Origin of the sequence: Paenibacillus xanthanilyticus (assembly GCF_042682185.1) — a bacterium.
In the GTDB taxonomy this organism is placed as follows: domain Bacteria; phylum Bacillota; class Bacilli; order Paenibacillales; family Paenibacillaceae; genus Paenibacillus_Z; species Paenibacillus_Z xanthanilyticus.
Window position 1 is genome coordinate 3,643,533 of record NZ_JBHUHA010000001.1, and the last position, 24,825, is coordinate 3,668,357.

21 protein-coding genes are annotated in these 24,825 nt (G+C 63.3%); 3 read left to right on the forward strand and 18 right to left on the reverse strand.

Going from position 1 to position 24,825, the window contains the following annotated elements; genetic code table 11:
• Positions 1–2 precede the first annotated feature (2 nt).
• The gene (locus ACFSKT_RS15645; RefSeq protein WP_377721905.1) at positions 3–593 is read right to left on the reverse strand and encodes a prepilin-type N-terminal cleavage/methylation domain-containing protein; all 591 of its coding nucleotides are present in this window, start codon (positions 591–593) and stop codon (positions 3–5) included.
• Positions 577–1,218, reverse strand: coding sequence for a type IV pilus modification PilV family protein (locus tag ACFSKT_RS15650; protein ID WP_377721906.1), 642 nt, complete (start codon positions 1,216–1,218; stop codon positions 577–579). Before ACFSKT_RS15650 ends, ACFSKT_RS15645 begins: the two co-directional genes overlap by 17 nt.
• A gap of 216 nt (positions 1,219–1,434) precedes the next feature.
• On the opposite strand from ACFSKT_RS15650, the gene ACFSKT_RS15655 reads away from it, so the two are divergent.
• Positions 1,435–2,196: a hypothetical protein gene (locus ACFSKT_RS15655; RefSeq protein ID WP_377721907.1), complete on the forward strand. Its 762-nt coding sequence runs from the start codon at positions 1,435–1,437 to the stop codon at positions 2,194–2,196.
• 96 nt (positions 2,197–2,292) lie between these two features.
• Here the strand turns inward: ACFSKT_RS15655 and ACFSKT_RS15660 are convergent, their stop codons facing one another.
• The 14 genes from ACFSKT_RS15660 to ACFSKT_RS15725 all read right to left on the reverse strand — a co-directional run bounded on the left by ACFSKT_RS15660 (position 2,293) and on the right by ACFSKT_RS15725 (position 20,659).
• Complete coding sequence (locus ACFSKT_RS15660; protein WP_377721908.1) at positions 2,293–3,231, reverse strand: NAD-dependent epimerase/dehydratase family protein; 939 nt, start codon at positions 3,229–3,231, stop codon at positions 2,293–2,295.
• Between the two features lie 7 nt (positions 3,232–3,238).
• Positions 3,239–5,086: an HD-GYP domain-containing protein gene (locus ACFSKT_RS15665; protein WP_377721909.1), complete on the reverse strand. Its 1,848-nt coding sequence runs from the start codon at positions 5,084–5,086 to the stop codon at positions 3,239–3,241.
• A 109-nt stretch (positions 5,087–5,195) separates the two neighbouring features.
• Complete coding sequence (locus ACFSKT_RS15670) at positions 5,196–5,600, reverse strand: DUF2304 domain-containing protein (protein WP_377721910.1); 405 nt, start codon at positions 5,598–5,600, stop codon at positions 5,196–5,198.
• Entirely contained in the window at positions 5,593–6,336 is a 744-nt protein-coding gene (locus tag ACFSKT_RS15675) for a glycosyltransferase family 2 protein (RefSeq protein WP_377721911.1), read from the reverse strand. The genes ACFSKT_RS15670 and ACFSKT_RS15675 overlap by 8 nt, the downstream gene beginning before the upstream one ends.
• A 14-nt stretch (positions 6,337–6,350) precedes the next feature.
• Positions 6,351–7,880: a lipid II flippase MurJ gene (locus ACFSKT_RS15680; RefSeq protein ID WP_377721912.1), complete on the reverse strand. Its 1,530-nt coding sequence runs from the start codon at positions 7,878–7,880 to the stop codon at positions 6,351–6,353.
• Positions 7,877–8,749: a DUF3473 domain-containing protein gene (locus tag ACFSKT_RS15685; RefSeq protein WP_377721913.1), complete on the reverse strand. Its 873-nt coding sequence runs from the start codon at positions 8,747–8,749 to the stop codon at positions 7,877–7,879. Before ACFSKT_RS15685 ends, ACFSKT_RS15680 begins: the two co-directional genes overlap by 4 nt.
• A gap of 78 nt (positions 8,750–8,827) precedes the next feature.
• Complete coding sequence (locus tag ACFSKT_RS15690; RefSeq protein WP_377776323.1) at positions 8,828–9,997, reverse strand: carboxylate--amine ligase; 1,170 nt, start codon at positions 9,995–9,997, stop codon at positions 8,828–8,830.
• Positions 9,994–12,033, reverse strand: a complete 2,040-nt coding sequence (locus ACFSKT_RS15695) for a hypothetical protein (RefSeq protein ID WP_377721916.1) — start codon at positions 12,031–12,033, stop codon at positions 9,994–9,996. Before ACFSKT_RS15695 ends, ACFSKT_RS15690 begins: the two co-directional genes overlap by 4 nt.
• An 86-nt stretch (positions 12,034–12,119) precedes the next feature.
• Complete coding sequence (locus ACFSKT_RS15700) at positions 12,120–13,757, reverse strand: hypothetical protein (protein WP_377721917.1); 1,638 nt, start codon at positions 13,755–13,757, stop codon at positions 12,120–12,122.
• Positions 13,754–14,086, reverse strand: coding sequence for a hypothetical protein (locus tag ACFSKT_RS15705; RefSeq protein ID WP_377776324.1), 333 nt, complete (start codon positions 14,084–14,086; stop codon positions 13,754–13,756). The genes ACFSKT_RS15700 and ACFSKT_RS15705 overlap by 4 nt, the downstream gene beginning before the upstream one ends.
• Positions 14,067–15,122 carry a hypothetical protein gene (locus tag ACFSKT_RS15710; protein WP_377776325.1) on the reverse strand — a complete coding sequence of 352 codons (1,056 nt, stop codon included), beginning with the start codon at positions 15,120–15,122 and terminating at the stop codon, positions 14,067–14,069. The genes ACFSKT_RS15705 and ACFSKT_RS15710 overlap by 20 nt, the downstream gene beginning before the upstream one ends.
• Positions 15,119–15,544 (reverse strand): hypothetical protein, encoded by a 426-nt coding sequence (locus tag ACFSKT_RS15715; protein ID WP_377721919.1) that lies wholly within the window; start codon positions 15,542–15,544, stop codon positions 15,119–15,121. The genes ACFSKT_RS15710 and ACFSKT_RS15715 overlap by 4 nt, the downstream gene beginning before the upstream one ends.
• 1 nt (position 15,545) lies before the next feature.
• A complete protein-coding gene (pelF, locus tag ACFSKT_RS15720; RefSeq protein ID WP_377721920.1) occupies positions 15,546–17,459 on the reverse strand; it encodes a GT4 family glycosyltransferase PelF in 1,914 nt (637 codons plus the stop codon).
• 59 nt (positions 17,460–17,518) lie between these two features.
• A complete protein-coding gene (locus tag ACFSKT_RS15725) occupies positions 17,519–20,659 on the reverse strand; it encodes a DUF4832 domain-containing protein (RefSeq protein WP_377721921.1) in 3,141 nt (1,046 codons plus the stop codon).
• Between the two features lie 276 nt (positions 20,660–20,935).
• Here ACFSKT_RS15725 and ACFSKT_RS15730 point away from each other — a divergent pair, with 276 nt between their 5' ends.
• The gene (locus ACFSKT_RS15730; RefSeq protein WP_377721922.1) at positions 20,936–21,724 is read left to right on the forward strand and encodes an SDR family NAD(P)-dependent oxidoreductase; all 789 of its coding nucleotides are present in this window, start codon (positions 20,936–20,938) and stop codon (positions 21,722–21,724) included.
• Between the two features lie 292 nt (positions 21,725–22,016).
• Here the strand turns inward: ACFSKT_RS15730 and ACFSKT_RS15735 are convergent, their stop codons facing one another.
• Both ACFSKT_RS15735 and ACFSKT_RS15740 read right to left on the reverse strand, forming a co-directional pair.
• Complete coding sequence (locus tag ACFSKT_RS15735) at positions 22,017–22,685, reverse strand: bifunctional 2-keto-4-hydroxyglutarate aldolase/2-keto-3-deoxy-6-phosphogluconate aldolase (RefSeq protein WP_377721923.1); 669 nt, start codon at positions 22,683–22,685, stop codon at positions 22,017–22,019.
• A gap of 117 nt (positions 22,686–22,802) precedes the next feature.
• On the reverse strand, positions 22,803–23,306 hold the full coding sequence (locus ACFSKT_RS15740; protein ID WP_377721924.1) for a GNAT family N-acetyltransferase: 504 nt from the start codon (positions 23,304–23,306) through the stop codon (positions 22,803–22,805).
• Between the two features lie 414 nt (positions 23,307–23,720).
• Here ACFSKT_RS15740 and ACFSKT_RS15745 point away from each other — a divergent pair, with 414 nt between their 5' ends.
• The gene (locus ACFSKT_RS15745; RefSeq protein WP_377721925.1) at positions 23,721–24,680 is read left to right on the forward strand and encodes an ArsR/SmtB family transcription factor; all 960 of its coding nucleotides are present in this window, start codon (positions 23,721–23,723) and stop codon (positions 24,678–24,680) included.
• The last annotated feature ends 145 nt before the right edge of the window (positions 24,681–24,825 follow it).

A 24,825-nucleotide genomic window follows, 5' to 3' on the forward strand; every position in this document is an offset into this window, starting at 1 on the left:
CTTTAAAATCCGAATTTGCTTTCGAGCACAAGATCGTGGTTCTCGTTCGCGTACATTTGACGAAGCTTCAACTGGATCTCGATCAATCCGCTGCTGCAGGACGACTTGGACGTATCCGAGCAGACGAGGCGGATGTAGGAGCCCTCTTGCCAATCCGCATCCGATTGAACGACGAGTTCCGAGTCCAGTTCCACCTCGTCGCTATTCGTCACCACGCCGTCGTCATTCTTCCTTTTGAAGAATAGCGCGTTCTTCGCGGATTCATCGCTGTAGTCGAATACGATCTCTTCCGACTCCATGCCGGCGAGTTTCAATGTGATCCGCTGCCGATACGCATCCGATTTACTCTGCGCAATGCTATCCGGACCATAGGTATACAGCTTGGAAATAATCGACGACATGATGAGGTCTCCCTCGTCCCGAAGGCTGTTCTCGATCCGAATCTTGTTGTAGGCGCTCATGCCGAAGGTGATGGAAGAATAGATAATCCCCATCACGACGGATAATAACGTAAGCGACGCGATGAGCTCGATTAGGGTAAGCCCCCGCTCGTCGCGAGCCCGTTCGCGCAGCCGGTTAACGAATGCTCTCATCGGTGATGTATCCCTCCACTTCGGTCTGGTCCCGTTTGGTCGTAACCGGTTCGATGGTGCCGTCCGCATTGACCTTCTCTTCCGATACCGACACTTTAATCGGAATCAAGTATTTGCTGATCGTCTGCGCATCGGCCGCCTCTCCGCTGCCCGCGCTTGTCCCGCCGGTCGCGGCGCCTTCCTTCAACGTTTTATACAGACTTGGCTGATAGCTGATTTCCACGCGGTACTGAATGCCGTTAATATTCGGATGCAGAATCGTGGCGAGCGTGCTCGTATCCGTGCTTCCGTTCCGGATCAATGTCCGGTAGTTAGCGCATACGCCGTTGGTACACCCGTCCGCGCTGATGACGTTCCGCTTCTCGCCGGAAGGAAGCGTCTCCGCATCGACTTGAAAATACGTCCCAAGCTTGTCGAATACGGTTTCCTTCTGTAAATAGAACAGCGTGTTGCGCGCCAAATTAACCATAACCGTCTTGTTCTGGTTGCCTTTCGCGTAGGACATCGCATTGACGAAATACGAGGTCAACGCCAAGCCGGCGATGGCGAGCACGACGAGGCACGCCAAGATTTCAACTAAAGTAAAGCCGCTTTCGACGGAGGCTTCTCTATGGCTTTGCTGCATAAGGGGACATCCTTTCCTTCGCTTCGGTGACCTAATATAAACGACAATCTTCTTCATTTCGACAGGAGGACGCCAAATACCTGCCTAGTTCATAAGACCCATAAATAGACAGTTCCTAGCAAGGTGGCAGAAACAGAACCGAGCCTCTTCATACTCTTGCTTCATCCCATCAGGGCAGCGTAATCCTAGTCGGAGAATTATCGGGAGGGTGACTGCATGCTGTTTCAAAAACGCGCCAAACCATCCCGCCTCGGCCCAGTTCATTCCTTCTCTATTTATTACGGTATTTCGACAGCCGAAATGAAGAGGATGCTGGTCGCGACGGATCTCGCGATCATCGAGCCGCGGCAGTGGCAGGCCGAGGACATTCGGGCGCTTCGCGAGGCGGGGACGGCCGTGTATGGCTACTTGGCGGTGATGGAGACGCCGAGCTGGAACAAGACGCGGTGGACGGCCATCACCGACGAGATGCGCCTGATCGCGCATGGACAGCGCATCCGCTTCGAGCAATGGGACGCCGAGCTGATGGACCTGCGGTCGGCGGCCTATCGCGAGCTGCTGCTGGCGGAGATCGGCGAATTGGCGGCGCGCGTGCCGCTCGACGGCATGATGCTGGATACGGTCGGGGACATCGAGGAGTATGTGCCCGAGGCGCAGCGGGCGGCCATGGGCGAGGCGTACAAGACATGGCTGGAGGAAGCGGCGCGGCGTTATCCCGCGCTGCGCTGGCTGCAGAATCGCGGCTTCGCCCAGCTGGAGGCGTGCGCGCCGCTGCTGAGCGGTATGCTGTGGGAGGGCTGGAACGGCCACGAGGCGCGCGGCGACTGGGTCCGCCAGCGCGTGGAACTGCTTCGCCGGCTGCGCCAAGACGGGCTTGGTCTGCTCGCGTCCTCGGCCGATCCGTCGCCGATCCATGGGAAGACGGCGCGCAAGCACGGCTTTGTCCACGGAGTCATGTCGGATATGTACGGTGTGTAGAGCGCTGGCTGACCGCGTCCGTTCAGGTTCGTCGCGAATTTCGTCCACGCAAAGAAGACCACGCCGCCAGGCCGGACGCGTGGTCTCTTCGTTATGCTATCGATCCGCCGTAACACCGTCTGTCGCACGCTCCTCCTCCAGCATCTCGGCCAGTCCTTCCCGCAGCGAATACGATGGACGCCAATCCAGCGCGGTCGCCGCGAGGCTATTGTCCAGCAGACTGTCGCGAATATCCCCTGGGCGGCTGCTCATGTATTTCGGCTCGAAGGGCTTGTTCAGCAGACTGCACATGGCGCGCAGCAGCTGATTGACGCTCGTCGGAATGCACGAACTGACGTTGATCGTGCGGCCGCTCCCCCCGGTCAAGGCGGCGATGTTGGCCGCGACGATATCCTTCACGTAGACAAAATCACGCGTCTGCTGTCCGTCTCCGAAAATAACGCAAGGTTTGTCCTTCAGCAGCTGCGAGGCGAATACCGAAACCACGCCGCCTTCGCCGCGCATGCCCTGGCGCGAGCCGTACACGTTGCTGTACCGCAGGATCGTGTAGTCCATGCCGCCAGTCTCCGACGCCACGCGAATGTACTGCTCCGGCGCGTATTTCGAGATGCCGTAATACGATTGCGGCCGGATCGGATGCCTTTCGCTCACGAGCGCGCTGACCGGATTGCCGTATACGGCCGCGGAAGAGGCGTAGATGAGCTTGCGCGCGCCGCTGGCCTTGCAGGCTTCGAGCACGTAGATCGTCCCCGTCACGTTGTTCGCCGCGTCCTTGTCCGGACGCTGCATCGATTGGGATACGGACACGGACGCGGCTTCGTGCAGCACCACCTCCGGGCGGAAGCCGCGGAAGACGTCGGTTAAACGGGGATGCAGCAGATCCAGCTCGACCAGCTCCGCTTCCGGGTGAACATTGCGGCGAACGCCCGTGCTCAGGTTGTCGACGACGAGCACGCGGTGGCCCTCCGCGATCAACCGGTCCACGAGATGCGAGCCGATGAAGCCCGCCCCTCCGGTTACGATAACGTTACTCATGCTGTCCTCAGCTCCTTGTCGCGGTCTCCGTATATACAAAACACGTCTCGCACACCTTGCCGTGCGATTTGCAGTTCACGTCTTCCTCCCGCGCGATGACGAAGCAGTCCTTGTCGTCGCGCTGGTAGGCCGGACATTGCCGGCATACGTCCGAGGGCGAGCACAGCATGTCCCAGCACGCGCCGAGCGCGCGGCCGCCTAGCTGCGGCCCCCCGCGCTTCTCCGCGAACCAGTCGATGAACGTTTGCACGATGCCGCCGTCCAGCTGCGAACCGGCGAGCGTCTCGAGCGAGCGGATCGCTTCCTGGAACGGCATCGGCTCCCTGTACTTGCGTCCGTTGATCTTCGCCAGGAACGTCTGCACGACGAGCAAAATGCGCGAACCGACCGGAATCCGGTCGCCCCGCAGACCGGCCGGATAGCCCTGTCCGTCGATGCGCTCGTGATGATAGCGGATGATGTCCGCGACTCGCTTGCTGCCGAGCGTCATCTCGGCGACGGCCGCGCCGACTTCCGCATGCAGCTTCATCGTCTCGAACTCCAGCTCCGTGTAGCGGCCTTCCTTGAGAAAAAGCTCCTCCGATAGGCCGAGCACGCCGATGTTGCTCAAATAAGCCGCGGTCCCGATATCGCGCACGTGATCGTCAGCCAAGCCCAGCCGCTTGGCGATGATGATCGAATACCGGCTCATGAGCTCGGAATATCCGACGGTGAACGGGTTCAAATCGTCGATCGTGCCCGCGAGCAGCTTGAGAAATTCGGCATACGTATGCGCGAACGGCTTCATCCGCGCTTGAATGGCGAGCAGCTGCGCGAGCTGGCGCGTCATCGTCGCGAACGTCGTGCGCAGCTGCCCCTCGGCTTGCTCGTTCGTCGCATGGCGGTGCAGCCCGCCGATGAAATACGCCCGCTTGCCCGGCAGCGGCAGCCGTCCGGCAAGCAGGTAACCTTCGCTAATGCCGCCGAGGAGCGATAACGCCTGATCGTACTCCACATCGTCCTTGTCCCATAGGACAAGCTCGTGCGGTTCGATCAATTGGATGAGCAGCGACAAGTTGATCGCCTCGTCGAGGCTTCGCTTGACGGCATCCGACCAGCCGAAGAACATCGGCATCGATGCTGCGCCCGCTTCGACCGTGAGCAGACAGCCGCCCGTCAGGCCAAGCGCGGTCGCGGACATCGCCAGCGTCTTGCGCACGACGGCTTCGGTGTCCATCGCCATCGTGCTGATCGATTCGAGCGCGGCGCGCGATGTCTCGACGATGGACGCCTTGCGGTCCATCCGGTCCGACTCGGCGAGCACGTCCAGCAGACGCGGGAGGTCCGTGCCGACGGCGCCCAGCAGGAACGACTGCCGGCGGGAGATCGAGCGTACCGGTCCAAGCCGCACCAGCCCTCGCACCCCGACCGGCAAGTTATAGAGGGGCACCGCGCCTTCGCTCACCAGACCGGCCGTCCGCGAAGCCGCATCTGCGGCGATCGTCAAGGGAGGGTGGTAGCGCTCCTTCTCGTAAGGCGCAAGCCCGCTGTACGACGGACCGATCTCCCCGGGTCCTTCCCGCCGGTTGCGAACGGCTTTCAGCACGAACGACTCGCTTCCCGCATCCTCGCGAATATAGAACGTATAGCTGTCCGCTTCGACCATCTGACTGATCGCTTCCAGGAAGAGGCTCAGATTGTTTTCCAGTCCCGCCTCGGGCTGAACGCGCTTGACCAGCAGCTCGAGATGGGCGGAACGCGCCAGACGAAGACGCTGGCGATGATTGACGATAGCAAGCCAGATCAGTAGAAGCACGACCGCCCCGAATAATAGCCATCCTAGAACCGAAGCGGATGCTTGTGCAGATTGTTCCAAAAGCGCGCCCTCCTTCCCCGTACCAAGACGCCCGATTCGCGCGCCCGCGTCCGTTCGCCGCTTTCCAAAACGCACGATATTGTTGCAGTCCCTCGCCATTGCCCCGCTCTTATTGCAGCCACTCCCGCGGCACCGACAGCTCGCGCAGGAGAGACGCCTGTTTGTCCCCGCGCGCCAGCTTCTCCTGCTCCACATCGCGGATCGCGATATGCTGCGCCAGCTGCCGGATTTTCTCGTTCATGATCGACAGCTGGATCGAGAGATGCAGCACGATGACGAGCAGCACCAAGGTGGAGAGCAAGAACAACAGCGTCGGCGGATAGTGGATGCCGAACAACGAGGCCAGATGATCAAACCAGCTCGGATAGGCCGATAACCCCAGAATGATCGCGGCGCTCAGCAGCCAGACGACCGAATTGCGCGCGCTGATTTTATGCCGAAGCAGCAGCCGGAGGATAAGGCCGGAGAACGCGAGCCCGCAAAGAAGGACGAACCATCGCAGCATATCAACCATTGGCGTAGGCGACCTCCTCGTTGGTCATTTTGTGACGGAGCAACACGACCAGAATGCTCAGCAAAATTTGGCACATGTAGATGGCCGGTTTGAGCCCGGCGTGCATCGACACGCCCGCCTCGCGCTGCTTCATCCGGACCGGCACCTCTTTGATGCTGAACTTCATCAGGATTTGCTGGATCAAAATATCCGCGTCCGGAAAGTCGGCCGGGAATCGGTCGCGGACCGAATAGTAGCTGAACACCCGGTCGGATACGCCGCGCAGCCCCGAGGTCGGATCCGAGATGCGCTTGCCGGTCAGCTGCCGGATGAGCACCCGGAAGAAACGGATGCCCGCCCCTTTGACGATCCCGGTCTCGAACGTGCCGTCCTTGCGGACGAAGCGGGAACCGATGACGATATCCGTGCCGCCTCGCTCGAGCTGCGCCATGATGACCGGCAGGTCCTGCGGGCTGTGCTGCCCGTCGGAATCGAACTGGATAATGAACGGATAGCCGGCCTTCACCGCGTATTTATACCCGGTCTGCAGCGCTGCGCCGTAGCCCAGATTGCACGGATGGGACAAGACGATCACCTCGCCGTAGCGTCTCGCCCGTTCCTCCGTCCGGTCGCGCGAGCCGTCGTTGACGACCAGAATATCGATGGGGAGCTTGGCGGCCAGCAATCCGTCGAGAACCCTTTCGATATTCGCCTCCTCGTTGAAGGCGGGGATGACGATGAGAAAACGGTTGTCCATGCTCGGCACCTCCTTCAAGCGTATGGCCTCGCGCTTCGCATGAGCAGCCAGCCCATCAACAGCGCATTGAGCGTCCAGCCCGCGCTGGACCCGTAGCCAAGCGCCGGAGCGCCGTAATGCGGGACCAGCAGCAGATCGAACGCCATCGTTACGAGCGTGGCAGCCGCGTAAACCGCCACGCAGGCCCGCAGCCGGCCGATCGCAAGAAAGTAACGCAGTCCGATCGCGGAGACCGCTTGGCCGACGACACCAAGCGAATACCCCCCGAGCAAATCGGCGGTCATCCGGACGGATTCCGCGCCGAACGCGCCGCGCCCGAAGAGCAGCTCGACCGTGAAGCCGCGAAGCGCGAACAACAGCGCGGCCGCCGGCAGCAGCACGGCGAGCGTCCCCGCGAGGGCGCGCAGCACTTCCGCGCGGGCCCGCTCGCCGGCCTCCCCGCGAAGGCGGTCTCCTTCCGCCTTCCGCGACATCGAAGGCAGCAGCACCATCGCGACTGCCGCCACGAACACCCAATTCGGGAATTGGGCGACCCGATACGCATAGCCGAGCGCCGTGACCGTCCCCGGCGCCAGGTTCGCGGCGACCGCGCGCTCGAACGCATAGCCCGCCTGCATGCACAGCGTGAGCGCAAGCAGCGGCGCTATGCCGGCGTAGACGGCTCGCAGGCCGTCCGATCGGACCATCGCGGGCGCGGCCAATGCTTGTTCGGGCAATGGGGCGGTCGCGCTCGCCGCCGCCTCGAACGGCGGATGCTGCCGGTCGTGGGACGCGCTATCGCGGCCGATCGGCTGTGTTCCGCTGCTCGCGCCGCCTCTTTCTGTGGACGACCGATCCGGATGGCTCGCGGCCGCGTTAACCATCAGCCGGGCATGCCGGAGCCGCAGCATACCCGCCATCGCGATGACCCCCGCCAAGATTGCCCCCGCGTAAATAACCGCACCCATTGATCGGTCAATATGCAGCAGCACGCATCCGATGACGGCCGCGAGCATCATCGCGTTCAGCAGCAGCGGAGCGGCCGCGGCGGCAAAGAAGGAGCCCCCGGCCGCAAGCGCGGCGGCGTACGCCGCGAAGATCGGAAAGACGGGGAGCGCCGCGAGCAGCAGGCGGTAGAGAACAACCCAGGCCGGATAGTCCGAGCCGCCGCCAGCGCCTTGCCCCAACATGCGGAACACGGCTTCGCCCCCCGCCCATAAAGCGAACGCGACCGCTGCCAGGGCGACTGCCGCATGGACCGCCAAACGTCTTGCGGTGCTGGCGAATTCCGGGTAGCGGCCTTGCGCCCACAGCCGGGACAGCGCGGGCACGGCGGCGACCGAGACGACGGCGGCGATCAGGTTGTAGCCGATCGTCTCCGGCAGCAGATAGGCGGTGTTCACCAAATCCGCCTCGCGCGTGGTGCCGAAGTAAGCGGCGAAGGCGAGATCCTTGGCGAACGCGAGTCCCGCCCCAGCCAAGTTCACCATGGCGACGCCGCCTACCAGGAAGACGCCGGCGGGCACCCGCCAGCGGGGACGGCCGCCCGCTCCCACCCCGTTCACGTCGCTCCCCCGGCCGCCGCCGTAATCAGCTCGCGAATCGGATACGTCCGCTCTCGGATGAGCTCACCGAGCGGAGCGAAGGCAAAATCGCGCAGCAGCCGTTCCAGCTTTGGCCTCATCCCGGCCAGCCCGTAATACTGAACGAGCCGGATATGCGGCGGAGCGGGCAGGCGCGGCTGCCCCAGATCGAGCTCCCACGGATGCAGGTAAATCATGCCGGGACGCGAACGGTTGACCTGCTTCAACGCCCATTGTACGTACCGGTACGGAAGCGCCCGCAAGTAGAAGCCGCCCGAGAACGGGAGGGGCATGCCATTCATCTCCGCGACGGATTGCGGAAACTCGGTCAACCCGGTCAGCCTGCCGTTCACGTACGGCCGGAACGGGGCGCGCGGCCCCCCGGCGACGCCGGATAGCGGCGTGCGGAAAGGCTGCAAGCTCGAATCGACGCGAAATCCTTCCTCGGCGAGAATGTGCAGCGCTTCGTAGCGCTCCGGCGTGATCGACCAGGACGGCGCCCGGTACAGCTCCACCTTGCGCCCGGTTATGCCCTCGAGCACCTCTTTCGAGAAGCGAACGTCCGCCCGAAATTCCGACGGCGTCTGCGAGGTGACGAGCCGATGCCATCCGCCGTGCGAGCCGATTTCGTGCCCGTCCCGCGCGATGTCCGCCACGAGGGATGGATGGCGCTGGGCGACGCAGCCGAGAATGAAGAATGTACCTCGCGCGCCATATTGCGCGAACAGCTCCAGCACTTCGGCCGTGCTTTGCGCGACCCGATCCTCGTAACGAGGCCACTCGGAAGGCGCGATGTTCAGCCCGCTCGTCATGTAGTAATCTTCCACGTCCACGGTCAACGCGTTCAGCATGCTTGCTCCCTCCCGTCGGCCGCGCTTCTCTTCGCGCCGCACGTCCGTTTCTTCCTTCGTATCTGGCCATATCGCCGTCTATCGCTTAAATAGCTTCCGCCACATCCCCGCATCCAGCGCGTATCTTGCGCAGGCGAGGCCGAATCCCGCCGCCGCCATCGGATCGCGCCAGGAGAGTATGTCGTCCTCGACGGGTCGTCCTCCTTTGCCGAGCAGCGGCGGATCGAGCTCCCGCCAACGTCCGGTCGACATCGCCCGCAGCAGGTCGCCGGGCAGCAAATTGCGCGTCACTTGCCCGATTCGGTAAGACGTGACCGGTTCGACCCGCTCGCCGAGCGAGAGACGGTAATGAAGATGAGGAAAATCGACGCCGGACTGAATCGCCAGATGCAGCGAGTTCCAATAGCGCGGATTAATCTCCATCAGCTTCAGGCGCCCGTCCCTCGGATCGCGCATCCACTCCACCTCGGCGATGCCGCGCCAGCCTAGCTTTCGCAGCAGCACCGCCGCCTGCTCGGCCAACTCCGGCATCGCGATACTCTCCTGCACCGTACTGGGCCCGATATCCGCCGGATAATGGCGGATCTCCCGCTGGACGAACGAAGCGATAACGCCTCCTTCCGCATCCAGCAGCAGCGCCGCGTCCAGCCGCTCGCCGGGCGGTATGTATTGCTGAATCATCGGCGGCAGGCCGCCGGCCGCCGCTTCTCTATAAGCTGTGCCAAGCGCCTCCGCATTATGAACGAACCGGATGCCTCTCGACCCGGAGGAATGCCGGGGCTTGACGACAAGCGGGAACGCCTCGGTCGCCGCGATCGCCGCCAGCTCCTCCTCGCCGCCCGGCAACCAGGTAAGCGGCGTCTCCATGCCGAGCTCGCGCGCCGCCAGGACGGTCTCGTACTTATCTGCCGCCCGGCGGAACGGCTCCGCGTCCGGCTGCAGGAAGCGCGCGGCGTCGGCCAGACGCTCCCGGTGCCCAATCGTAATCCCGACCGTCGCTTCGTCCATCGGCAGCAGCACGAGACCGGGCATCCGAGCCGCCGTCTCCAGCAGCCAAGCCGCGTAATCGTCCGGCCGTTCGACCGGATGCGGACTGAGCAGGCGGCCGGCGCAATAGGCGGAGAAGCCCGCCGGCGTGAAGCGCGTCGAATCCGCGGCATAGACCGGGATCCCCTTGGCGCCGAGCGTGCGCACGACGGCCAGCGATTTGCGCAGCAGCGCGTCGGTGACGAGCGCCGGCGCGTTCATGTTGGACTCCCCCATAGCCGTCGGTAATTCTTATCTTTGGCCTCCGGCCGCTCGATATACCAGATTCGGATTTGCGCGTCTTCGTAATAGATCTCGGGCGCGCCATGATGGGCCGAGTAGACCTGCAGCCAGTCCGCCAACAACCGCCGCTCCTCCTCGTGTTTGGCATATCGTTCCCGCGCCAGCTCCTCGTAGATGGTCAGATGCTTGGGCACGCGGTACACCTGCTTCTCCTCCACGATAAATAGGGTCGGGGCCAATCCGGGATCCGGCGCGGGTTGCCCGTATCGGGTAAGCGGGGGCAGCGAAGGATCGTACATGGCGACCAAGGTGCGGACGTATTCGTGGTAACCAATGCTGTAGACCAGCGAGTAGCCCTCCTCCTGCGAGAACATCCCCCACGTATGGGGCGGCTGTTCGCCCGCGATTCGCAAATATTGGCGGTACATGCTTTCCCAATCCATTTTGTACGTGACGATCGGGGTGATCCGAACGACAGTCGCGAAGCAGACCAAACAGGCTGCGACGGCCGCCGCTTCGACCGCCGGACGGAGACGCCGGGCGCCCGCCGCCCGCCATAGCGACCACCAGGCGAACCCGGTGACGAAGCAGATGCCGAGCGCCCACAGCACCTGCGTACGGGCCGCTAATACGAGGCTCTTCGTCAAATACGGGGCGATATAGTAGAGCAGGAATGAGGCGGTGCCCATGCCGAGCGCGAACCATTCGGCCAACCGGCGCTCCCCGCGCTTCCAGCCGATGAGCAGCGACGCGGCAATGATCGCGAGCGCCCCCAGCCCGAGCTTGTCCGCTCCCGTCAGCTCCGGAATGACGGCGGCCGTCGTGCTCGTCAAGAAGTCGGCCGAGCTCCCGTGCATCGGAATGCCCAGCCATGCGCCGATCTGAATCGGGGCGTACGTCGCGACGGCGGTGCCCGCCGCTCCGGCAGCGGCAGCGCCGATCCGGCGCCACGCGCGGGTATCGCGCCCGAGCGCGGCCGCGATCAGGCAGACCCCCACGCCCATCCCGGCGTACGCGAGCGCGAGCGTATGGACGAAGCCGGTCGCCCCCAATCCCGCCAGGGCAGTCCGAAAGGCAAAACGGCCGCCGGTCTGCAAATACCGCAGCAGAAAATACAGCGACGGAAAAATAAAAACAAACGCGAACTCCTGCGCGTTCGTCGCCGCTTGCCGCTCCCAATCGCCGCCCATCAGGAACGAGCCGCCGAAGCTGTAGACGGCCGCCCCGGCAATGCCCGCGTACGGACTGCCGGTAAGGCGCGAGAGCACGAAATAGAACCCGGCCGCCGTCGCAAGGCCGCACAACGGCCCGGTGTATTTCTGCACGTAGAGCGGATCGATCGCGGCGAATTTCTCGAGCAGCGACAGGATGATATGAAGACCCTGCGGATATAAGCCGTCATGGAACAGGATCCGTTCGCTGATGTATTTCATCCAAGCCAGCGTGACCGCACCGTCCGAGAGCGCGGGAGCGGCGTAATGAACCGCGTCATAGAAGCGGATGTAAGCGCCTGCTCCGAGGACGGCCAGCAGCAGCGCGCTCGGCATCCAGTCCCTCAGGCGCGCGCGCCAATGCGCGCCGGCTGCCGCGCGTTGGCTGTTGACGGCACGATCGCCTTGCCCCAGGTCCGCTTCCGAACGGACATCCCTCTCGCCGCTCGGACGAAGCGCGTTCGTTCCTTGCGCATGCTTCCATCTCCAAGGCCGCCCCAACCGCAGGCCGCCGTCGAACATCGCATAGAAGCGAAGGCGCAGCTGACGCGTCAAATCCGCCCTCGCCTGCTTGCCCCCGCGCTGCCACAGCCGCCGCGCGCTGAGCAGCGCAAGCACGGCCGCGACCGCCATGAACTCGTATAGTCGGAGCGCGACCAGCACATAGCCCAAGACGATATAGAGACAGGCGGCCTTCATGAACAGCGCGAAGACGCCTGCCAGGCGATCGCCCGGCTCCGCGCGCAGGAATAAACGCGGCCACAGCAGGAACAGCACCGCGCAGGCGAACGCAAAATGCATCATCGCATAGAATTGGTTGCCGAACGACGAGTAATCCAGACGTATCGCCCTCCTTCCGCTTTCCTCCTGCCGGCCTTAGAGGTACCGCTTTAAGCAATGGCGTACAAGTAATAGTCCAACTTCCCGATCACCTGGCGCATCGAGCGGAAGGACAGCGCCGAGAAGACGATCGCGCCCGCCAGCACGCCGAAGACGGCCAGCGAGTAGTCGATCCACCGGCTGAGCGCGAAGCCCAGCGCGACGTTGACCGCCAGCGCCGGCACGATCGCCCGGTTCACGAGGGACGGCTGCGACAGGGCGAACAGCGTCACCGCGTTCATCAGCCCTGTCGCGAGGATGACGTAGGCCAGCAGCGCGACGATGAAGACGAACCGCGTCGTCGCGCTTGCGATGAGATGCTCGCCCTCCCGAGCGTAGTAGAGTCCGTCGAACATCTCCACCAGTCCATAGACGAGCAGGGCGCTCAGCGCGGAGGACGCCGCGATGACCGCCATCATCCGGTTATAGATCCGGCGGAAGCGGGCGTTCATCAGCTCCGACTCGAAGCCCCAATACCGTTTGTAGCTGGCTTCGACGTCCAGCATCATTTTGTTCACCATGACCTCGCACACGCCGAGGGGAATCATGAGCGACAGCAGCGCGAAGTCCAGCCCAAGCTCGTATTCGCCGCGGAACCAAATGAAATACGGCATGTACCCCGCGTTCGAGGACCACGCCATGATCCGGTCGACGAACAGGAATGCGAAATACAGCAGGCCGTAGGCGAAATAAGGCGCAACCGCGTACACCGTGACGGCCATGCGCGGCATGTTGGGCGCGATCCCCTTCTCCTCCCGCTTGGCCGCCTGCCGAAAAAAATAGACGACAAGCGCCATGCCCGCGGCCGACACGACCAGGATGGACAGCAGCTGCGCGAAAATAACGTCCCACGCCAGCACGCGAAACAACACGTACACAAGGCCGATGCCCGCGAGAATCAGACCGGTGAACGCCAGCTCCCGCCGCAAGATGTACATGACCGTTACGGACAGCCAGATCGATACGAGAAAAAAGAAATACAACACGATGTACAAGAACATCTCCGGCGGAAACACGTTGAACACGAGATTGAACACCAGCAGCAGCACGCAGGCGACAAGCGCCGCCGCGTAGCCGAGCCGGATGAACAGGAATGTCACCTTGTGCGCCATCGTGTAGTAGCCCTGCGAAATATAGAAGAAGCCCCGCCGCGCGATCGCCTGCGTAAATCCGCCCACGACGACGAAGCTGGCGATCGTGCCGATCGCGATGCATGTGGCGATTTCCACGGACAAATGCTCGTACGACCAGAGCGAGAATTTCAGCGTCAGCATCGAGATGACCGAGATCGCCATCGGCAGCGCGAAAATGACGCCCCGCAGGAAGCTCTTGAGCAGCGCGAGTCCCGTGCGGAGCACGCCCCTCTCTTCGTTGACGGCGAAGGTGCTCGTGACGACCTTCCGGCGCACGGCTTCCCACACCTCGACGGCCAGCTCGAAAATATCGGACGTGCCGAACGCCTCCGCGGCCCGGGCATCGTTCCAGCCCATCGATTCCAGCAGCGCGGCGACGGCGTAGCGATCCTCGGGGAGGGCGTCCCGGGCGGCCACTTCGCTCACGAGCCGCTCGAACCGTTCCGCCCGCGTCGTCTCGGCTGGCTGCGCCTTCGCGTCGGCCGAACGCGAAGCCGCAAGCAACGGGTTCATCACGCGTCCGCCCCCAATCCGGGAATCACCATATGGACGACAAGCTCCGCCAACTTGCCTTCGCGCTCCGCCGCCGCCACGGTCTCCGCGGTGATGCGGTCGCCCTTGGCGATCAGCACGCGGCCGTCCCCGGCATGCAGCGATTGCCCCGCCGTCTTGCCGACGATGTAACGCTCCCGCACGAATCGAATCTCTTCGCCGAGCGCCTCGCTGGCGAGAGCGGAGGGCGGGGCAACGGACGGCTGATCCGAGGGCGGGACGCTCCAGTTCTCATCCTTGTCCGCTGGATCGACGGGCGATGCCGCTTGCCCGTCATCTTCGGATATTCCCACCGCCCCAGCCCCCCGCGTCTCGGTCAAGCGTGGAATCATGGCGGTCTCGACTCGTGCCGGCGACGAGCGGTCCCGTATGCTGCGGCAGCTGCTCCGGATCGCGGTTATCCTGCATGTAGGGGTCCAAGTCTCCCCAATAGGCGGAGGAAGAGGGCCGGCCGAGTCTTCCGCTTCGGAAAGCGGAGACGCCGGCCGCGGCTCTGGCGGCGTTCATCGTATTGGAGACGACCGGGTCAAGCCCGGAAGCCGTGCTTGCCCTGGTCCCGGTCTCCCCTGCCGCGAGCGCGACGCCCCCAGCACCCGGCATCCGCATGGAGGCATCGCTTGCATCGCGCCATTCGCCGGCTGCCTCCACCCGGTCGAGCATCGACCGGATTCGGAATTGAAGAACCTTCGCGCTGCGGGCCGAATCCGCCACGGCATGACTGACGCCTCGCTCGCGAGCCGCCGCAGCCTCGCCGTCGAACGCCGCATCTCCCTCTCCCTCCGGCGGCAGGACGGCAGCCGCCTGCGAGGGAGCTTGCACGCCCGACAGCGCCGCCTGCAGCAGCGCCAGCTCCTCGGGGCTGCTCTCGCTCGGGGCGAGAGCAGCCCCGAACAACGAATCCGCCTCGGCGAGCAGCCTGGCGATGGCCGCCTCGCATTCGGCGAATTGCCGGTCGGCTTCCCGCACCTCCGCCTCGTGCTCGGCTTCTCGCTGCTCATGCAGGCGGCGAAGCGCGGCGGCTTCCGCTTCGCCTTGACGCCGGATCGCGGCGGCAGACCGGGCGAGCCGGCTCTCCGCCCAGCCCGCGATGGCTGTGTCGGCACGGTCCGCACCGTCTAAGCCTTCGACAGTACCGGGCGGAGAAGCGCCTTCCCGTCTTCGCCGCAAGTCCTCCGACAGCTGATCGCCTCGCGCGCGCTCCTTGCGGATAGCGGCTTCCAGCTCCTCCGCTTCGCGTTCGCGCGCGGCCTCAAGCGCCGCGAACCACTGCTCCGTCTCCAAGGGATGGTAGCCCCGCCAAGCGCGGGGCAGCTCCTTCGCTTTGCTCAATCGCCATCCTCCTCCCCTCCGCGCCACCTCGCCTGCGCTTCGCCCAGTCTCGCCTCCAGGCGGGCAAGGGTATCTGCGCGCAGACGCGCATGACGCGCCTTGTCCGCCTCGTGACGCATTCGCTGCTCCCGCAGCCGGGCCGTCAGTTCCTCCACGAGCAAGCTCGCCTCGGCATGAGCGGCCGCTAACGGCGCGCAGAGGTCCCGGGAATCTCGCTGGCCTGTCGTCCGCTCGACCGGCTGGCGAGCGGTAGTTACACGGGCCAACTCGTCTGCTAGCCGCTCGTTATCGGATCGCAGGCGAGCCAATTCCGCCCGCAGCCCGTTCATCCGCTCCGCATGCCGCGCGGCCAGGTGCTCGTTCATTGTCTGCACCGCGGCCGGCTGATAGCCCCATAACGTCCGTCTCATTCTGCCCGGCATGTTAACCCATCCTCCGTTTCGCCCGCAGATTGGCGCACAGCTCGCTCCGCAGCAGCTCCGCCATTGCTTCGTCATGCCGGCCTAGCGCGTTATAGGCACTGGCCAGCTCCGCTAGAATATAGGGGACGCTAGGCGCATCCGGATCCATCGCAACAGCGTCCCGCAAGGCTGCCGCGGCCGCCTCGTACTCGCCGCGCGCGGCATGCGACAATCCCTGTTCGATCGCCGACCGCTGTCTGCGCGCGAGCTCCCCGCGGGCGTCTGCGACTTCGCGAGCGTCCGCCCACACACCAGTGACGTGAACGTCTTGTGCCGCTTGATCGCGTGAATTCCCGCTTATCTTAAGCGCCTGCGACGGTTCCTTCTCCGGCTCTTCCGCTCCCTGCCGCCGAGCCGTATCGCGCCGCGGCTTGCGCGCGATGGGCGGAATCCGTTCGGCGGCGCGAGCGGCAAGTTTAATATAACTCTTCATATGCAGTTCCAATACGCGGCTAAGCGTAAAATAGGAAAGCGCCCGCTCCCTGCCATCCCGTCCGGCTTCCGCCCGCAGCCCGGGGTTGTCCGCGTAAGCGAGGATCGCTTCGGCCAGCGCCTGCGGATTGCGCGGCTCCACCAGCCGGCCGGTCTCGCCGAGCGCCTCGGAGATGCCGCCGACGTCGGTGGCGACGACCGGCTTGCCCGTCATCATCGCCTCGACGACGGAATACGGGAACGCCTCGGAAATGCTGGAGAGGACGATCACGTCCCCGCTGTTGTAGGCGGCGGCCATCTGCGTCGCATGGCCGGCGAAGACGAAGGCGCCGCCCAAACGCAGCTCTTCTTTGAGCTTCACGCATTCCTCGTAATAGGCAGGCACGCTAACCGATCCGTAGACGATGAACGTCGCGTCCGGCTGCTTGTCCAGCACGATCCGCGCCGCGCGCAGGAACGTCTTGATATCCTTGATCGGGTCGATCCGCGCGATCATGGCGATCGTGACGCCGCTCCTCTCGCGCCGCCCGGACGCGTCCGGCTTGAAGACGCGGGTATCGATGCCGTTGTAGATCACCTCGATCCGCCGCTTCGAGATGCCCAGCTCGCTTTCCCAGCGGGTGTTGTAGAGACAGACCGGCGACACCTGATCGGCGAACGCGTAGTTCAGGCTGGTGATGGATTGGATCATCCGGATGAGGAATTTGGTCAGGAACGTCGAATAGCCCCGCCCGGAGAGCGACAAATATTGCTCGCGCAAATAGATGCCATGCTCGGTCAGCAGGTAGGGCGTATCGTATATTTTTTTGGCCAGCACGCACGGAATGCCGCAGAACGCCGCCGCGGAGGAATGCGCGACGTGCGCGCGCGGCACCGGCGTGTTGACGATCGTGAAGAACCGGTACACCCAGCCCAGGCTCTGGATCAGCCCGTGGATGTCAGGCTGGCTGAAGCCGGTCGATTTGTCCGCGGCGATCGCCAGCATCATCGCTTTGTAGGAATTCCAGACCAGCTCATGCTTGAAGGTCGCCTTGTACTCGTAGCGCTCGAAGTAGCGGTAGAGGCCGACGAGCGTGTCCGCCAGCCGGTAAGGGTCCTTGATCTCCGCCGTCAGCTCGCTCAAGAGCGCCCGCAGCAGCGGCAAGAAGTGTTCCCGGATCTCCTTCTCGCCCGTCCGCAGCTTCTGGGCGTAGACGTCCGCGAACGGCGTCTTCAGATGCTCGCTCGGCTCCTCGGTGCCCCATAGCGGAACGCCGTAGAGACTTGCCCGCTCGGGCAGCTTGAACTTCTGGGTCACGAACGGGTTCATCATGATGCTATATACGACGAAATCGACCTGCTCCAGCCGATTGACCAAAATATCGCACCAGGTGCTCACACCGCCTTGATGATAGGGGTACGTCCCTTCCGTCGCGAGCATGACCAGCATGTTGTTGTCGTTCACGGGCACCGACCATCCTTTATCGGATTTGACTGTACTAGGATGGTCTGCCAACGGAATCTTTATCGAATTTCGACCTTATCCAAACGATGCCAAAGGTCATCCCGCGCGCCCTCGATCGACAGCCGGACGCCCGGCTTGCCCGTATCCGGGTCGACGATCGCGGCCAGCAGCGCATAAGTTCCGGGCTTCAAGGAAGCCGGAACCCGAATCCGCGCCTCCACGGTCTGGCGTTCGCCCGGCATCCACTTGCGGATGTCCGTCTGCGCCGTCGCCGTCGTCTCCGCCGCGATCCGTCCCGCGTGATCGGCAAGGGCGAACCGGACCGGCCACGGATAATAGAACGGCGCGACGCCTTTATTCCTCCATTCGGACGTCACCTGCAGCGCACCGCCGCGCTTGATGCCGCTCGCATGCGACGCCTGTTCGATGACCAGCCGATACCCCATAAGCCGCTGCAGGTAATCGACGCCCGCCTGCTCCTGCGAGCTGAGACCGCTCTTCTCGTGCATGCCGAGCAGGGCGGTCGCCCCAATCCATGACGAGTGGCTGGCGCGAATCTGGGCCGCCGCCAGCAGCAGCCGGTCTCCGCTCACGTAAGCGTCCGGCGCATAATTGCTGCTGAACTCGCCGCCCGAGTAGTTGTAGCGCCACCACTCCGGCATGCGCGAGCCGTCCTTGGCTGCCTTCGCTTGCGCCGGCTGCACATAACCCGCGATGCCGTCCCACCCGTTTGCCGTCCAACCCAGCCACGTCGCCGTTGCAATCGCTTCGCCGAACATGTCGTTGTACAGTCCGAGACGATGAGCCGCCGCCAGCGGGAACGGCTTGCGCATGCCGATCCGTGTCTTGCGGAACGCGTCCGTGTAGGCTTGAACGTACCGATCGGACACCGCGAGCGACGGGAACGGCTCCTCCAGCAGCGCCGTGTGGAATTCGCCGTAATGGCCGATGCTGCCGATCTGGATGAACGCGACGCGCGGATCGGCGTCATAACGCTGCGCGAGCGCCCGAATGACGCGTGCATGCTCCCGAATCAGCAGCGGGCTGCCGTAATTCGGACTGAAGCCGCCGCCCTCCTTCGTCTTGTAGCGAATGCCCGCTCCCGCCTCGCCTTCCGTCTGCGCGAGCGCCTGGTAGAGCCAATCCGGGATGTCGAGATGGTTCGGATCGTCGCTCGGCATGTCCATGACGAGGCGCAAAATAAACCGGTCGCCTGCGGCCGCCCACTTGGCAAATGCGTACTTGCGCTCCAGCCCCGCCCAGTCGAAGCGTCCCCGCTCCGGCTCCAAATCCCGCCAGCGGATGCTTGCCGTCACGAGGGCGTGCGGCTGCTTGTAATCTCCGCCCCGGGACGACGGCGCCCAACCGATGAACGGATTCGTCAGCGAGCCGAATAGCTGCTTCGGATAATAGCGCGCGGACTCGCCCGCATCCGAGGATGCGGCAGCCGCAATCCCCGCGCTTGTCGTCCGCGCCGCGCCGACCGCCGGGATTCGGCCGCCGTCCGCGCTCTCGTAAGCGAGGAGGAGCGGCATGGCGGCAGATAGCCCCACATCCGACAGATAGACGGAGAAGCCGGCCGAAGTCTCCCTTAAATCCGCATAGGCCGCGCCTTTGTCGAGCCAAGCCTGCGCCCTGCCGTCCCACGCATAGAGCCGGTTGTATTCGATCATGAACTCGGCCCCGACGTCCGCAGCCGCGCCGCCGGCATAACCGGTCGCGTGATCGCCGTCCGTGCCGAGATAGAGCGTATGCCAAGGAGACAGCTTCGCCCCGCGGACGATGACGTAGAGCCTGCCTCCGGATTGCAGCACGGTCATGGCGCGTCCCTCCGCTCCCGCGGTCCCGTCGAATCGTTCTCCGCGCGACCAGACGTCGACGCCGTCGACCGCCGGGATATCCGCGTCTGGGAGGTGCGATGCCGAAGGACTGCCGATGAGCTCGGTTCCACCGTCAGGCAGGCGCGACGCGCTCAGCCGATAAGGCTGCTTCCCATAGTCGCCGGCTCGCGCGCCAGAGATCCGTACGAGAACGCTTTCTCCCGCTTGGACGGCGAGTTCGACGCGTTCGCTCAGACCCCCGCCTTGCTTGCCCTCTCCGAGCCGTTCGCCCTGCGGGCCCCGCGCCTCGAGCTCGAAATCCAGCCCCTCCGGCACGATCAGGTCGAAGCGTACACGCTCCGTCCGCAGCGACGTATACCGGTACCAATCCTCGTCGCCCTGCTTGGACAGATACGAGACCCGTTCACCGGCCATCAGCGGCACCGCCTGTTCCGCTGCATCGTTGGGCTCCCCATTGTCCGTCATCTTCGCGTTCGTGTAACGCAGCCGGATCTCGTCGGCCAACAGAACGCCGGAGCCGCCCGCTTCCGTCGCGGCTACGCGCAGCGTGACGAAGGCGTACGCCGCCTTCTCGGGTACGACCCCCTCGGCGCGCAACGCGGCATATTGGGCGGCCGTCTTACTCAGCTCGCGGCTCATCTCGCCCGCCCACTGCCCGCTCGCGTCGAAGAAATCGGCGAACAGCACGACGCGCGCGCCTTTGAGGGACTGCGGCAGCAGATGGCCCTCCAGCGCGAACGTCTTCCCGCCCGTGACCGCCACGCGCTGGTAAGCGCTGATGCTGTCGCCTTTGGCCAGCTTGTCCGCCGTCAGCCGAAACGCCTTGCGCCCGCCCGCGACGGGACTTGCCACGAGCGCGTACTTCCCGCTGCCGAGCGACCACCCCTCCGGCTTGCCGCCTGCGCCTGCATCCCGCTCGAACCCGCCGTTTATCAGCAAATTGCCGCCGTCGGTGCGACCCCAGACCGCGGTGCTAAGCGCGGACCGCTTGCCCTCGCTGACCGCCGCCACGGCGAATTTATAGGACGCGGCCGCCGCTAGGCCGCGCACCTCCATGTGCCGGGCATCAGTCGCCGCCGCTTGCTTGCCGTTGACGTAGAGCACATAGGTCCACTGCCCGGCGCCCGGCGGCGGCGACCAGGACAGCGTCACCGACGATTGGCTCGTCGCGGCCACTCGCAAGCCGGACGGCGGCAGCACGTACGCGCTCGCGCTCGCCACCTGCGTCGTGTTCTTCGGTTGGATTGTCGCGGCTTGCGCCTGCTCCACAGGCGGCAACCAGGGCGCTGCCGCCGCATGGAGGCCCAGCAGCAGGGCGGTCCCCCATATGGCCGCGGCGGTCGTTCGCAGTCTCCTCATGTCGATCCCTCTTTCGGTTTCTACATCCGTGTATATCCCTTTTTTCGGCATCCGGCGAGACTTCCATCAGCGGAAAATGGTGGAAGGACGCGTTGTCGCAGCTTGCCGAAGCGTCCCCTTCGCCAGCGTGTAGCGCGCCGGCGCGTGCCCTCATTGCAGCTAATTTTAGCGTTCCCCTTCTTGTCCCCGCCACGATTCGCCAGCTATGCCATTTTCGCTAAAATGGCCGCCGATGGCGCATACTAACCGGGACTATACGCAGAAAGGCGGACGACAATGGGGAACGAGGGAATACGGGTCGTGTTGATTAACGGGGCCGGGTGCGAGGTCGGCAAAGCGGCCGCGCTTCATTTTGCGCAGGCGGGCGACCTCGTGCTGCTGTGCGATCAGGAGTCGGAGGTGCTGCAGGAGATTACGAACGAAATTTTCCGTCAGGGGCTGCAATCGGACGTCTATTTCACGAACGTCACGGAGCCGCTGGAGGTCAGCGCCATGGTGCAGCAGATTATCGGGGATTACGGCAAAGTCGACGTGCTCATCAACAACACGACGAATCATGTCCGCAAGGCCGAGAAAGAGCGGGCCTTCGAATATTACGAGCAGTTTTTCGAGGATTTGGTCCGGAGCGTGTCGCTCGTCACCGCCGCGGTCTTGCCGGCGATGCGGGAGCGCCAATACGGGCGGATCGTACACGTGATGCCCGGCGTCATCCATGTCGGCGAGAACGGCTTCCCTTCGTATGCGGTCGCGCAATCCAACCTGCATCAGATGACGCTGGTGGCTTCCGAGAGGGAGAAAGAGCACGGCATTCTGATCAACCTGCTTAATCCAGGCGCGATTCGGACCGAGCTGAACCCGTTCTACGGCGAGGAGCCCGACTCGATTCTGCCGATGCTGGGGCGTCTGGCCGCCCTCCCTCCTGACGGCGTCAGCGGCCGGCTGCACAACGTGAACATCATGGATCATCGGGGCCAAATTTATTTGGACAACCTGTTCGACGAGGACGAGGTCGCATATATGGGCACCGAGGCGGGCGAGGACGTGGAAGGGCTTGTGCAGCCGTAGGCTGATTGACGATGAGGCAGCAGGAACGGGACGTGCACGCTTGGGCGGAAGGGTCGGCTGCACACCACGATTGGTGGACCATCCGGCGGCATCGCGGCCGAATTGTCGCGCATCGTATCGGCGTCCCACTCCTGCCAGCCGCAACTCGCCGTGCACCGCGCTTCGTCTCAGGCACGCTCATCAGCGCGCCTCCCGCCGTTTTGCCCACTGACCGCACGAAAAAACGGCGGCGCGGGAGAATCTCCCGCACCGCCGCTTATTCTTCTCGATTATCCGCGCCTGACGAGCGACGTTAAGCCAAACCTTTCGCCTTCTTGTAGGCGGCGACGTATTGAGCCGAACGATCCGCGATCAGATCGTAGTTGCGCTGCTTCACCGCTTCGGTCGTCAGGTCGGAGCCGATGCCCACGGCGACGGCGCCCGCTTTGATCCATTCGCCCAGGTTGTCCAGCGTCACGCCGCCGGTCGGCATGATGTTCGCCTGCGGGAGCGGCCCCTTGATCGCCTTGATCATCGACGGCGAATAGAGGTTGCCCGGGAACAGCTTGACGATATCGACGCCGAGCTCGAGCGCTTCCTGGATTTCCTTGACCGTCATGACGCCCGGCATGACCGGGATACGGTACCGGTTGCACAACGCGACCGTCGCCGGATTAAGGGATGGCCCGACGACGAATTCCGCACCGCTCAGAATCGCCGCGCGCGCCGTCTCGGGGTCGAGCGCCGTGCCGACGCCGATGATCGCGAACTTGGATGGGTCCTGCGACTGGCTGGAATACGTCTTCGCCAGACGCTCGATCGCCTGCAGCGCGAACGGCACCGTCATCGTTACCTCGATGACCTTGATGCCTCCCGCGATGCACTGGCTGGCCATCTCGAACACTTCCTCCGGCGATTCCCCGCGCAGTACCGCGACGACGCCCTCTTCCGATATTTGCTGGAGCAGTCTCAACTTCTTCATAGCTCGTTCATTTCTCCTTTACCCTGGTATGAAATGATGTGCGAATTGACTAACGTCCTTTCTTCTGCACGGAGGAAGCGTTTTCCTCCCCGGTCCGCGAATTCGGCCAAAGACGTCTTACAGGAAGAGCACCATATGATGGTCGTCGAGATACGTCCCGCCGATTCTCATCGCGCGCGGCTCGGTGCCGTAGACGCTGAACCCGACCGACACATACAGCCGGACGGCCGCCTCGTTCGACGCCATGACGGTCAAATGAAGCTGTTCCACCCCTTCGCAAGCCTTCGCGCCTGCGATCAGGGCCTGCATCAGCGACAGACCGACCCGCTTCCCCCGCGCTTCGGGCGCGACGTAGACCGCGTACACGTTCGCCTTGTGCGCGACTTTCGGGTTCGTCTCCCGCACGAGCGTCGCGACGCCGGCCAGCTCGTCGCTCGCTTCGATCGCGCCAAGCGTGAACTTGCCGGCCTCCGGCGTCAGCTTGTCCCGGGTCATCTCCACCGGTCGGTCGAGCTCCGCCTCATAGGTCGTGAGAAACGCTTCCGGATGTTCCCGCAAAGCCCGAAGCCGCAGCGCTCGATAACGTTCCGCATCATCCGAAGTCAGTACCCGAATCAACATGAGGCTGCCGTCTCCTTTCTTTATCCCCCTGATTCTACCATCAAGTAGACGCATTTTTCAGTCCAATGCGAACTTTTTCCATAAAAGTTCAGCGTTTTGGTCAAATCGCGCGTAAATTTTGCAACTGGACCTTTGATCCTCGCCGCCGCTCCTTTATAATGGTAGCTAAACATCATTTTTGGTTACGCTTACAATCGACGGCATTTGCGTCCGCCTTTAGGCTCGGTTCCTTTCAGCCATTGGCTCGCGCGGCGAGCATATCCGGCATTCGGGTTCCCCATCTTCCCGCTCAGACGGCGGCTTACAACGAGGTGATAACGGCCATTCGCCAAATGTGGTTTATTTCTAGTTGAATCAACCTATTAATATTTGTATGATTGATTTATAAATATATGAAACTCTCCCGGAGGAACCATGCGAATAGACGTTACCGATAAATGGCTTCCCGTATACGAAGCGCTCGCCAGCAATGTGCGGATCGAAATGATCCAGCTGCTCGCCAAACAGAATATGAACGTGAAGGAACTGGCGCAGGCGCTCGGCCTCAGCAGCGCGATCATGACGATGCACGTGAAGAAGCTGGAGAAAGCCGGCTTGATTCGCACGACCATGGTTTCGGGTAAGGGCGGGGCGAAGAAAGTGTGCACGCTGATTACTGATTTCATTGAAATCGATTTCCCTAGCCGCGAAGAGTCTGCCCCGCGCGAATATCACCTGACCGAAGTATCCGTGGGCCACTACACCGATTTCCACGTCGAACCGACCTGCGGCTTGGCGACGACCGAGAGCGTTATCGGGATTTTCGACGAGCCGCGGTATTTCCTCGATCCGGAGCGCGTGAACGCCAAGATTCTCTGGTTCGGGCAGGGCTACGTCGAATACCGGGTGCCGAACTTTCTGATGAAAAGCGAGGATCCGCTCGAGCTCGAGGTATCGATGGAAATCTCGTCCGAGGCCCCTTTCGCCAACGAGAACTGGCCGTCGGATATTAAGTTCACGCTGAACGGCATCGATATCGGCACGTGGACGAGCCCCGGCGATTTCGGCGGCGGCAACCGGGGCAAATACACCCCGGATTGGTGGTGGAACGAGATCAACCAGTACGGTCTGCTGAAGGTGCTGAAAATCAACGACAAAGGCACGTTCATCGACGGCCAGCACCTCTCCAACGTCACGCTCGAGCAGCTCGACATCAAGCGCAAGCAGTGGACGTTCCGGATGGCCGTGCTCGAAGAGGCGGAGAACGTCGGCGGACTGACGCTGTTCGGCTCGGGCTTCGGCAACTACAATCAGGACATTCAATTCAAGCTGTATTACAAAAAAGACGTCAATCCGCGCGGCGATACGGCCGCGGCCGGAACCGCGAAGCCCTAACCGCAAAGCCCCGCCATTCGGCCCAGCGCCGAATGGCGGGGTTCTTTTGTCAGGCGGATGCGGCGGCCTCTAACTTTCAGGTGCGAGTGAATAGCGCCTAACCAGCGCCGCACGCCAACGACAGACGAACGCCTTTTGTACGTCA